This is a genomic window from Mesorhizobium sp. WSM3862, assembly GCF_002294985.1.
Taxonomy (GTDB): domain Bacteria; phylum Pseudomonadota; class Alphaproteobacteria; order Rhizobiales; family Rhizobiaceae; genus Mesorhizobium.
Window position 1 is genome coordinate 306,611 of the sequence record NZ_NSGE01000006.1, and the last position, 9,072, is coordinate 315,682.

Annotated in this window: 18 protein-coding genes; 2 read left to right on the plus strand and 16 right to left on the minus strand. The window is 62.4% G+C overall.

Features of this window, described 5'->3' with window-relative positions; all coding sequences use genetic code 11:
* Nucleotides 1–127: 127 nt before the first annotated feature.
* The 16 genes from CK224_RS20580 to CK224_RS20655 form a co-directional block, all read right to left on the minus strand.
* Nucleotides 128–634 carry a hypothetical protein gene (locus tag CK224_RS20580; protein WP_176477968.1) on the minus strand — a complete coding sequence of 169 codons (507 nt, stop codon included), beginning with the start codon at nt 632–634 and terminating at the stop codon, nt 128–130.
* Nucleotides 634–1,026, minus strand: a complete 393-nt coding sequence (locus tag CK224_RS20585; RefSeq protein ID WP_095782994.1) for a hypothetical protein — start codon at nt 1,024–1,026, stop codon at nt 634–636. The genes CK224_RS20580 and CK224_RS20585 overlap by 1 nt, the downstream gene beginning before the upstream one ends.
* Complete coding sequence (locus CK224_RS20590; protein ID WP_095782995.1) at nt 1,026–1,205, minus strand: hypothetical protein; 180 nt, start codon at nt 1,203–1,205, stop codon at nt 1,026–1,028. The genes CK224_RS20585 and CK224_RS20590 overlap by 1 nt, the downstream gene beginning before the upstream one ends.
* Nucleotides 1,205–1,420, minus strand: coding sequence for a hypothetical protein (locus CK224_RS20595; RefSeq protein WP_095782996.1), 216 nt, complete (start codon nt 1,418–1,420; stop codon nt 1,205–1,207). Before CK224_RS20595 ends, CK224_RS20590 begins: the two co-directional genes overlap by 1 nt.
* Nucleotides 1,420–1,659, minus strand: coding sequence for a hypothetical protein (locus tag CK224_RS20600; RefSeq protein WP_067328594.1), 240 nt, complete (start codon nt 1,657–1,659; stop codon nt 1,420–1,422). The genes CK224_RS20595 and CK224_RS20600 overlap by 1 nt, the downstream gene beginning before the upstream one ends.
* The gene (locus tag CK224_RS20605; RefSeq protein ID WP_095782997.1) at nt 1,656–1,946 is read right to left on the minus strand and encodes a hypothetical protein; all 291 of its coding nucleotides are present in this window, start codon (nt 1,944–1,946) and stop codon (nt 1,656–1,658) included. Before CK224_RS20605 ends, CK224_RS20600 begins: the two co-directional genes overlap by 4 nt.
* On the minus strand, nt 1,943–2,146 hold the full coding sequence (locus CK224_RS20610; RefSeq protein WP_095782998.1) for a hypothetical protein: 204 nt from the start codon (nt 2,144–2,146) through the stop codon (nt 1,943–1,945). Before CK224_RS20610 ends, CK224_RS20605 begins: the two co-directional genes overlap by 4 nt.
* Complete coding sequence (locus CK224_RS20615) at nt 2,143–3,210, minus strand: DUF5131 family protein (protein WP_095782999.1); 1,068 nt, start codon at nt 3,208–3,210, stop codon at nt 2,143–2,145. Before CK224_RS20615 ends, CK224_RS20610 begins: the two co-directional genes overlap by 4 nt.
* Before the next feature lies 1 nt (nt 3,211).
* Nucleotides 3,212–3,541, minus strand: a complete 330-nt coding sequence (locus tag CK224_RS20620; protein ID WP_095783000.1) for a hypothetical protein — start codon at nt 3,539–3,541, stop codon at nt 3,212–3,214.
* On the minus strand, nt 3,541–3,711 hold the full coding sequence (locus tag CK224_RS31380; RefSeq protein ID WP_176477969.1) for a hypothetical protein: 171 nt from the start codon (nt 3,709–3,711) through the stop codon (nt 3,541–3,543). Before CK224_RS31380 ends, CK224_RS20620 begins: the two co-directional genes overlap by 1 nt.
* 80 nt (nt 3,712–3,791) lie before the next feature.
* Nucleotides 3,792–4,202, minus strand: coding sequence for a hypothetical protein (locus CK224_RS20630; RefSeq protein ID WP_095783002.1), 411 nt, complete (start codon nt 4,200–4,202; stop codon nt 3,792–3,794).
* 2 nt (nt 4,203–4,204) lie between these two features.
* Nucleotides 4,205–5,311, minus strand: a complete 1,107-nt coding sequence (locus tag CK224_RS20635) for a hypothetical protein (RefSeq protein WP_095783003.1) — start codon at nt 5,309–5,311, stop codon at nt 4,205–4,207.
* The gene (locus tag CK224_RS20640; protein ID WP_095783004.1) at nt 5,308–5,493 is read right to left on the minus strand and encodes a hypothetical protein; all 186 of its coding nucleotides are present in this window, start codon (nt 5,491–5,493) and stop codon (nt 5,308–5,310) included. Before CK224_RS20640 ends, CK224_RS20635 begins: the two co-directional genes overlap by 4 nt.
* A gap of 2 nt (nt 5,494–5,495) precedes the next feature.
* A complete protein-coding gene (locus CK224_RS20645; protein ID WP_095783005.1) occupies nt 5,496–5,807 on the minus strand; it encodes a hypothetical protein in 312 nt (103 codons plus the stop codon).
* On the minus strand, nt 5,804–6,889 hold the full coding sequence (locus tag CK224_RS20650; RefSeq protein ID WP_176477970.1) for a hypothetical protein: 1,086 nt from the start codon (nt 6,887–6,889) through the stop codon (nt 5,804–5,806). The genes CK224_RS20645 and CK224_RS20650 overlap by 4 nt, the downstream gene beginning before the upstream one ends.
* Before the next feature lie 359 nt (nt 6,890–7,248).
* Complete coding sequence (locus CK224_RS20655) at nt 7,249–8,076, minus strand: XRE family transcriptional regulator (protein WP_141245835.1); 828 nt, start codon at nt 8,074–8,076, stop codon at nt 7,249–7,251.
* Nucleotides 8,077–8,152: 76 nt separating this feature from the next.
* Here CK224_RS20655 and CK224_RS30850 point away from each other — a divergent pair, with 76 nt between their 5' ends.
* Complete coding sequence (locus tag CK224_RS30850) at nt 8,153–8,704, plus strand: hypothetical protein (RefSeq protein WP_141245836.1); 552 nt, start codon at nt 8,153–8,155, stop codon at nt 8,702–8,704.
* Nucleotides 8,705–8,799: 95 nt separating this feature from the next.
* The gene (locus tag CK224_RS30855) at nt 8,800–9,009 is read left to right on the plus strand and encodes a hypothetical protein (protein WP_141245837.1); all 210 of its coding nucleotides are present in this window, start codon (nt 8,800–8,802) and stop codon (nt 9,007–9,009) included.
* The last annotated feature ends 63 nt before the right edge of the window (nt 9,010–9,072 follow it).

Here is a 9,072-nt window from a genome sequence, read left to right on the forward strand (position 1 = left end):
TACTGATGGGTTCCGATGGCATGGCTGGAGCGGCTGCATCTCTCAAAGAAGGGTTGGAGTATCGGCGCGCAGCCATGTTGTCTGCGCACGTTTCGCGTAGTTGGCTTCACTTCTGAGTGATGGGCTCTCAAAAGAGCGATCCTTGCGTGTGGAGAGGCGGCGTCGACGCGTCAATCTCGGACGCCTGGCCCAGCATCCATTTCGCCGGCACGACGGGCTTGCCGTTCCGGGCGAATGGGACGAGGCGCTTCCAGTCGAAAAACCCTAGCTGGCCGCCGACCGGGATGAACTCGACCGGCCGCGCGTTGGCAATGATCAGACCCTTCGGGCCGAAAAACCACGGGCCATCCAACTCAGTCACGATGTCGACGATGGTGCCGACACCGACGATCGCGCCGCGCGCCAGCTCGGCCGGCGGGGGGCATGGGAAACCGAGAGACCGGCAGAGATCAGCGCAGTTCTCGTATTCGTCGCGCGTCATGCCGGTCGAGGCGTGGATCGCGAAATCGCCGCGAAATTTCAGGCCCGGGTTGCCCGCGCGCCAGGATCGGTTCTCTACCGGTTTCCAGCCCATCATGAGGCAGTGCGCCCATGGCTGGCGCACCGACAGAGCCAGCTTCGGAAGGTCCTCCATCACTCACTCCTCGCGATCAGTTTGGGTTTCAGTTTGCCTTGCTTGGCCTTGTTCTCGACCGAGATCGGAACACCCGGCCTCTGCTCAAAGATCGTCTGCAGCACCTTGCGCACCTGGTCGGCGCCGGGCGCGTCGGTGGCGAGGATCATCAGCGCCGCGTCGGCGAACGCCTGATTGATGTTGGCTGCGGTGGCAGCGACCGAGGAAGCGGCGCGCATCCTGGCCCGGCTACGCCGTCGGGAGAGGCGGAAATATTCCCGCTTTTGATCCTCGTTCAGGCTGGTGAAGCTTCCCGGCTTTGGCGCGTTCTTCGCCGTCAGCAAAGCATAGAGCTTCGTCAGCGCCTCATCGGGCGAAAGTTGGGTTTGGACACGTCCAACTGCAGTTTCCATCACGGCGCCGCCGTCAGCAAAATGCCGATCAGGATCAGCAGCGCGCCGATGAATGAGACCACCGCTCCGAAGACATAACCCTCGATCGGCACCCAGCGACCGGTGATATCGAGGTAGGCGCGCCGTGCGCACGCGCTGATCATGAGGATGAAACCGACGGCCAGAAAGAACGTGCTCATCACGCGCCCGCGATGTTGGTGTGAGTGGTGATGATGTTCGCGCCGCCGTCGGCGCGACCAGGATCCGAGGCGGCCGGTGCAAGACGGTAATAGTCGAGCGCGGCTTCGGCGACCGCGCACTCTGCCAGGTCTTCGACCGTCCGGCCCTTCTCGGCCGAAATCGCCTTCATGCGAGCTGCGGTCAGCTCGTCGACATACACGGAGATGATCGGCATCACTCGCCGCCTTCGCCGCGGTCGCGCTTCCGGGCCTTGGTGATGAGCACCACCTCGCCGTTCGGGTAGATCAGCTCGACCTGCTCGTTGCGGCCGATGCCGTCGAAGATTGATTGCAGGTGAAGCGTCAAGCGCTCGTTGGTCCTCTCGAGCACATCCATCTTCGCCTCGATCTGGGCACGAGCGATGCTGGCCTGGAGGTCGGAGAGACGAAGCGGAGCGGTTACTTGGTCGGTCATGCGGTCGTGTCCTTCTGGGGTTGAACGGGAGAAAACTCGACGGTGTTCAGGCTTTCGCCAGGATCCAGCGCGAGGTCGGCGCCGGCCCTCGTAAGGCGGAAGAAATCATCGCCGCCGGTGAGGATTGAGCCTGAGCGCCGCGTCGCGTACCCGGCCTCGACCATCGCCAGCCAATGCGGGTGGTCGGTGCTGCCTTCGCCGGTCACGAAATAGTTGCGGTAGGGTTCCTTGCGCCGGCCGTCGAGACCGAGGGCGTGCCGGGCAAGATCGCGCTGGACCGGTGTCATCGCTTCTTGTCCACCACTTCGAATGTGAACACGCCGTCCACCGCCTTCATCGTGAGATTTGAGGAGCCGGTGGAATCGATCTCGGCCACCGGCATCTCGACTTTGTTGCCGAGCCGGCGGACCAGGGCGATGATGAGCTGGCTCTTCATTGCCTCGATCACCATCTGGTGCTCGTAGGAGAGGTCGCGGATGCTGGTCATGCCGCCACCTGCGGCCGGGCGTTGTGCTCGACGCCGTCGAGGAGGCGGCCGGTGCGGCTCTTGCCGACTCGAGCCATGTAGACATCGCCCGGAAAGAAGCTGCGCTTGCAGAGTTCTTCATCGGTGTGGTGCTCACCGTGCACAATCTCTACGCGGCCAGCTCGCACATCGCCGCCAAGGTCACCGCCTGCTGACGGCCTGTGCCGCGTCCACTCGCCGTTCTGCTTGTGATGGTAGGGGATGCCAGCGCTTGCGCATTGATCGCGCAGGCTTTGGAACCACATCGGGTGCGTCGGCCGGGCCCGGTGCTTTCCCTGGTCTGTCTCGCCTCCCGTTATGGCCCAGCCGAGCGGCGGCAGCTTGATTGAGGGCGCGCCGAGCAGCGCGTTGAAGGTGACGATGCCCGTGCTGACCTCGGGCCAGTCGTCGAACCTGGCCGGTCCTTCATGGATAACAATCCGCGTCGGGTCTACCGGACCGAGCAGCGGCTCGAAACTGGCGAAGGTGAATGCCGGTGAAAGGTCGCGCGCGGCGCAGGCCAGATGAAAGAGGTTGATTGCCCGCGTCTGATCCTCGACCGTCGTGCCGATCGCGGCATTGCGCGGCCACATCGCCCGATCTCGAGGAAGTTCTGATGTCCAGCGGGTGCCATCGGCGTTGATGCGCTGAGCCTCCGCGTAAAGGCGACCGATCAACTGCGGCCGCTTGGTCAGAATGAGCCAGATCAGGCTTGGCGTTGACCGGATGATGTCGAAGAGGTCTCGTCGCCACTGGTGCGGCACCTGGTTGTCGAAGACGTCGGCGAGGCTGGAACAGAAAACGAATGGACGTGAACCTTTGGCCAACGCCGCCTTGTTCCACCTGACAGGCTGCTGCCAATTGCCTGCCGATGTACGGGCACGGGTGCCGGGACCGGCGCCGGGCGCACCCCATTCGACGCGGCCATAGCGCGTGTCCATCAGCGCCTCGGCGTAGCAGCCGTCGCACGCCGGTGAGACTTTCATGCAGCCGATCCAGGGATTGAAGGTGTGATCGGCCCAGCTGATCGCGGTGATCTCCCCCATGTCAGGATCCTCCGCCGGCGAGATCGGCAAGGTCCATCATCACCACCTTTAGCCGGAGCGATGCGTTGGGGCCGATCTCAAGTTCGACCCGCTGGACCTTGGAGACGTCGACACCTGTCGCAGCGACCGCGCGCAGATTGCGCTGGACCGATTCCGCCTTGTCTTCGGCCACCTCCTTCTCCACCAGCGCGAGCGCCAGGCTAAAGCCGGGCACGCGCTGGAAGTCGGGCACCTTCTTGAGTGCCTCCAGAACCTCGATCGTGGCGATGTATCGCCATACCGATGCAACATGATTGGGGTCGGTGATATCGATCAGTTGCGGGTCGTCCATTATGCTGCCTCCTCGTCGGGCGTGCGGTCGGTGTAGGGCGCAAAGCCCCGGAACTGGATGCCGGTGTGGAGCAGCTCGCCCCACTCACCCTCGCTGTCGCGGTAGATGATGCGGCGCTCGCCATAGGCGGCCAGGCATCGCTCGACGACGCGCTCGGTATCATTGGTCACGCTAGGCAGGTCTGGCCTGCAGCGGTCCACGATGAAGACCATACCGGGCGTGATAGCGAGTTCGGTGTAGCTGGCGCGCTTCATCGGAAACCTCGCTGGAGCTTCGGAAAGGGCCGGCTCGGCATCTTCCTTTTCCGCTTGGTCTTTCCGGTGCGCCCCTCGAGTCGCTTGGTCTTCGCGATCTCGCGCTGGTCGACCGGTGTTTTGACGCCATGCGTGGGCTTGTTCAGCGCCACGATGAAGTCGAGGGCGCACGATGGCGGAATGGTGTCATGCGTTTCTGGATCCCAGCGCCGTCGCTGCAGCGCCGGATCGTGATCGAACTGAACACCGTCGAGCGGGTTGAGCCGCGCGCCGCTGGGCTCCTTGCCGCCTTGGCGCACCACGATCTCAAGCTTCTCGCGGACGCTCAGCGCGCGCGGCCGCCAGTTCTCGGGCGGACCGAGCACCTGGGCACTGTGGTCGGGAAGGATTGCGATCCGGCCGGCCATGATCAGCCCGCGCTCGGCGGAGTGAGCGCAGCGAGCCGCCGCGCCTTGATCTTGTCGGCCAGCTGGCGGCTGCTCTCGTCGTCGTGGAATTGAGCCTCGACGTCGAACTCGGTCCAGATTTCCTCCACGGCCGCGGTCGACTTCGCACCTTGCAGGGCGATCTGGAAATCCTCGAAGAACTTGCCGTAGTCGAAGGTCGCTGGTTGCTCCTCCTCGGCGGCTTCTGCGCCGTCGTGCATGCCCTCGACATCCTTCTCGAAACCGTTGTCGGGGATAGGGTCGATGGCGTCGAGGCTGGGCACCGGTGGCGGCGATGGCGGGGTGAGCCTTGCCTTGGGCGCAGGTTCGTCCTGGTCGTGCTCAATCAGATCGCCGGCGATCTCGCGGGCCTCGAACTCGTCGCGGACGCCGCCAAGCACGTCGCCAAATAGCTCGCGCAGACAGAAACCAGCAGCGCGCCATTGCTTCATCCGCTTGGGATGGCGGAACCAGGAGGAATCGTTAGGCACGTCGTCCCACACATGCTGGTTGTTTTTCCAGACCTTGCCGCGACGGGTCGGGCGTTCGTCCCAAAGGCCGGCTTGCTTGGCATCCGCGACCGAATAGGCCTCGACCTTCATTTCCCCTGTGTCGGAGCGCACCGCCTTGCACCAGCCGATGGTGCGCTCGTCGACGGTGTTCATCTGGGCAACCACATCCTTGTGCAGGCCGAGATTGAGGAGCGCCTCTTTCGTCGCATCGCGCAGATAGCCCAGCTCGACCGATTTCGCTCTGCCCGACTTTCGAACGACGTTGATCAGTCCGTCGCCGTAAAGCGCCGGCTTGCCGCCGATGACGGTAAAGCTGCGCAGCGCCACCATGGGCGGCAGGCCGAGCTCCGCGCCGGACATGATGACGATGGCCACGGCGCTGGTGCCCTTCTTGCCCCAACGCTTCCAGGCGTCGTCGCCGGCATCCTCAGCCGGCTCGCGACCGACAAGCGCCTGTGGCGCCAGACCGGCCTCGACGATCATGGTGGCGAGACGCCAAGTTTCCTCGATCGACTGAGGGATGATGGCGCTGATCGCGCCGCCGACCATAAGGGCCGGTAACTGTGCCCGTTCGTTCATTTCCGATCCTCGGGGTTGAAGCTGTTGGCGCGCCACGTCCGGCGCATCTCGTTTTGCTCGATGCGCATGTCGTTCCATGCGAACCAGAAGGCGGTGGGGACTTCGCGGAAAAGCCGCCTCAAAGCGGCGCTGATCATCACGGGGAGCCAGAAAATGACGATGGCAACGCGGACCAAGCTCATGGCTATTTGTCCACGTCGTCGAAGATCGACCGGTTGCCGTTCTCGTCGAGCAGCGTGCCGTCTGGCGCCCATACGTGCCGGCCGTTCGGATGCTTGGCCGCGCGCTGCTCGTCGGTGCGCTTGTCGATGCCGACGATCGAGATCTTGGCGACGTCGGAATGATCCTTGATCTCGGCTACCGTGACCGATGTCTCGCGGCCGCGCATCGGCACCATCACCCGGGCGCCGACAGCCACATCGAATGCGCCTGCGAAATAGTCATAAGTCTTGTCGCTCTCGCCGAATTTCACGGCGACGATCTTCTGGTGGGTCATGCTGCCCTCTTGTCTGGAACCCGTTCCATGCCGGCTGGCAGGGCGGCGTCTTTGTTGCGCGCGATGCGGCCGGCGATCTTCTCGACCGCCTCCCGCACCTCCGGCTCGTCTTTCAGGGCCATGACCAGCGCGTCGTAATCGGTGATGTTCGCGACCCAATAGGTGTGCAGGGACATCTTGGCGCCGGTCCTGCCGGCGAAGACCGGACGGGCTTGTGCCTCACGTGCAGCTTGCAGCGCACGCTCGCTCAGCCGCTTGGCCTCCGCCTCGGCTTCGATCTGCAAGGCCTCCTGCTCGCTCTCCTGCGCGAATGAAGACGCGATGCCGGGGGAGGTGCTGGCTTCACGCCGGGCCTTCTCCTCCTCGACCGCGCGCGCTGCGTCGGCCGCCCGCTGCTCAGCCGCTTCTGCCTCGCGCCGAATGCGATCGGCGTCCTCGCGGGCCTTGCGCTGGCGATCCTGCTCCTGGCGGTCGAGTTCTTTCAGCCACGCTTCACCATGCTTTTTCAGCTTCTTGGCGAGGTCCTTGGCATCGGTGCGCAGATCGCGCCATTTGTCATCGACGGCGTTGCCGCCATCGAGCCAAGGGCGCTTCTCGACGTTGAATTGTTCGTCGGCCTTGTTGGCGATGCCGGCGAGCCGCTTTGCCCAGACGCCCGCCTGATCGGCCTGCTCTTGGGTGCTGATCGGCTTTTTCAGGAAGCCCTCGACCGTTTCCTTCTCGGCCGCCAGTTCCAGGGTCAGGTCGTTGTGCAGGTCGCCTGTCTTGGCAGGGAGGTTGTGCTCCTTCGAAACCGGCGGCGGGTCATCTGGCCAAGGCTCGCCGGCCAGCACGGAATGATAGAGCGCTTCGGTGATCGGGTTGCGGCAAGCATAGTTCCAGACCTTGTCGGCCTCCGCTTCCTTGCCGCCCTGCAGGCAGATGACACTGCCCGCCGCGTCGCGCCAGATGGCAACGGGAACCAGGGGCGCATCCTTGAACGGACGGTTCCTGAAAAAACCCGACTCCGGGCTGTCGGCCGAAGGGGCGAGCAGGAGCAGCTGATCGTGGGTCAGCTCGCGATATCCGCCCGCCAGCTTCAATGCCTGACGCCACCATGCGTATTGGTCCGCCGTCATCCGTCTGTTTCCTTTTGTGTTACACGTGAAACCATTTTGGCAACACAATGGGCGCGACAAAGCGGTCGCGGGGTGCAGTGCTGCTTAGATCGGGAGAACCCGGCCGAGCTGGTGCGGGCGAATGGTGCGGGGGGTCACACCAGCCCGGCCGGGGGCACGCAGATACTCAACACATGACCGCGAGGCGTGATGGGAAAATACAACCAGGGGCAACTGGGCCATCGGTCTAGCGATCCTTCTGCGTGATCAGGATCGTAACCGATTTGGTATCTTTTGCAAGGGGTGTTTCCGAAATGGTTACACTGCGAGCAAAAAAAAGCAGATCAGAGTGTGGAAATCCTGAGCCGAGCGCGGCCAATGACCTTCAAGTCCGCCGGCTGCACGGTTTCGTTGGTCGCCGCGGGGTTGTCGCTGTGGACCTGAACGGCGCCTGTCGTCGTGGGCGAAAGGTAGCGCCATTGCACCGCGCCTGCGATCTCCAGGGCGAAGAGGCCCGGTCGATTGGGGATGTTGTCGTCCAGATCGATCACAAGCGCATCCCCTTTGGCAACAATGCCATTGGCCTGGTACGCGTCGACCATCATGAACCGAAGGTTGTGGCCCTCCGAGTTCGGCAGCATCCGCGTCAAAAACTCTGGATCGATCACCAGTCCTGGCGCTGCCGGGCGGCTCTTCCCGGCGGAAATCTCGAATACGTGGCTGAATTTGCTTACGTCCACCTCCGCAAGCTCTGGAAACATAAGCTCTTCCGGCCTCACGTTGAGGTGCGGCGCGATTCGCTCTGCCCACTTCAAGGTGAGCTTGCGTCCATTGGGGCCGTCTTCTTCTTCCAAACGGCCCATCTGCGGCCTTGTGGTGCCAACGCGACGCGCCAGCTCGGCCTTGCTGATCCCAGCCTTTTCCCGGAAGTGCTTAATTCCATTCGCCATATCAATGCGGTAGCTCAAAACGAATTCGTGCGAAACTGTGCCAATTTGGTTACAAACCTTGACGTGTAACCAAATTGGTGACAAAACCCGGCCATGGAAAACCTGCATCAACTGACGAAATGGCGTTTGGACCGCAATCTGAGCGCTGCCGACGTGGGCCGGATGATCGATTGTACGCGGCTGACAGTCGATCGGTACGAGGCCGGCCGGATGCCCAGGCAACCATATCTCGACCGCATCGTCGTTATGTCCGACGGTGAGGTGAACGCAAACCACTGGTTGGGCAGGGAGGCGGCAGATGTCGTTGCACGGCGCCGGACTCCGGCTTGACCCGAGATACGATCAGCACGGTTCCTCGTTCCGTCCGAAATTGGTCGGCGCGTTCAACAACTTCCCAGGCCGCAACTCCAAGCGGTTTCCAGCAATCATCGTCGTGGGCCATCGGCTTTCCCCTTGCGGTTGTAGCGATGATGGCGGGGAAATTGTTGGATGTGTCCGACAAGGCATCCGAGAATCCCGATGGGTCGTCGTTCCTTCTCCTGTTTTTTGTGAGGAATCGATGCAGGACATCGCTGCAGAGCTACAACAGGTGGTGTTCAAAGCCGCCGGAACCATCAAGCCAGGCATGGGCATCAAAGCTCAGATCAACGCCGCTTGTGACGCGCTGGGCTACCCGCGCGGCCACTGGCGGGTGAGGGAGGCCTGGTATGGCACGGCTTCCAACTGGAACGGCAAAGCCATCTTCGACCTCCTCGGCCGTTACAACCGCTTGTGCCAAAAGACTGGCTCCGATGTTGAGCCAGTTAACGATCCTGTAGCCGTCATCGCGAAAGCTTCGAACACAGGCTGATTTTGACGGAGGTGTGATTTCCTCCGCCAATTACTTCGGCCTTAGGTCCGCACGCAATGTTTCAAGTTGAAACATTCCGAGGAGGTTTAATAAAAATGAAGCAGACTGACGGCGGGCAGGCGGTAAACGGTGAAGTAAAGACAGTTATGGCCGGGTTTTGTCAAACAGCAAGAAGCATTGGATCGGCTGCCGCCGAGCGAAGTGCAACTGTGCATCTTGTAGCAGCAGCGGCATATCTGGGAGAAACCGTCGGCCCCACCATGACTAAACAGATCCTGTCGGCGGTAATGGCGTCGATCGGATAGGCAATGAACTACCAGATAGAACGGCAATACCATTTGTAGCTTGTAGGATTGCCGCTCCTCGCA

Bases quoted from the DNA above. Each gene is read 5' to 3' on its own strand.
- CK224_RS20635 (WP_095783003.1), bottom strand. From the start codon at position 5,311: ATGAACGAACGGGCACAGTTACCGGCCCTTATGGTCGGCGGCGCGATC.
- CK224_RS20585 (WP_095782994.1), bottom strand. From the start codon at position 1,026: ATGGAAACTGCAGTTGGACGTGTCCAAACCCAACTTTCGCCCGATGAG.
- CK224_RS20580 (WP_176477968.1), bottom strand. From the start codon at position 634: ATGGAGGACCTTCCGAAGCTGGCTCTGTCGGTGCGCCAGCCATGGGCG.
- CK224_RS20595 (WP_095782996.1), bottom strand. From the start codon at position 1,420: ATGCCGATCATCTCCGTGTATGTCGACGAGCTGACCGCAGCTCGCATG.
- CK224_RS30850 (WP_141245836.1), top strand. From the start codon at position 8,153: ATGTCGTTGCACGGCGCCGGACTCCGGCTTGACCCGAGATACGATCAG.
- CK224_RS20610 (WP_095782998.1), bottom strand. From the start codon at position 2,146: ATGACCAGCATCCGCGACCTCTCCTACGAGCACCAGATGGTGATCGAG.
- CK224_RS20605 (WP_095782997.1), bottom strand. From the start codon at position 1,946: ATGACACCGGTCCAGCGCGATCTTGCCCGGCACGCCCTCGGTCTCGAC.
- CK224_RS20600 (WP_067328594.1), bottom strand. From the start codon at position 1,659: ATGACCGACCAAGTAACCGCTCCGCTTCGTCTCTCCGACCTCCAGGCC.
- CK224_RS20620 (WP_095783000.1), bottom strand. From the start codon at position 3,541: ATGGACGACCCGCAACTGATCGATATCACCGACCCCAATCATGTTGCA.
- CK224_RS30855 (WP_141245837.1), top strand. From the start codon at position 8,800: ATGAAGCAGACTGACGGCGGGCAGGCGGTAAACGGTGAAGTAAAGACA.
- CK224_RS20590 (WP_095782995.1), bottom strand. From the start codon at position 1,205: ATGAGCACGTTCTTTCTGGCCGTCGGTTTCATCCTCATGATCAGCGCG.
- CK224_RS20615 (WP_095782999.1), bottom strand. From the start codon at position 3,210: ATGGGGGAGATCACCGCGATCAGCTGGGCCGATCACACCTTCAATCCC.
- CK224_RS20645 (WP_095783005.1), bottom strand. From the start codon at position 5,807: ATGACCCACCAGAAGATCGTCGCCGTGAAATTCGGCGAGAGCGACAAG.
- CK224_RS20630 (WP_095783002.1), bottom strand. From the start codon at position 4,202: ATGGCCGGCCGGATCGCAATCCTTCCCGACCACAGTGCCCAGGTGCTC.
- CK224_RS20640 (WP_095783004.1), bottom strand. From the start codon at position 5,493: ATGAGCTTGGTCCGCGTTGCCATCGTCATTTTCTGGCTCCCCGTGATG.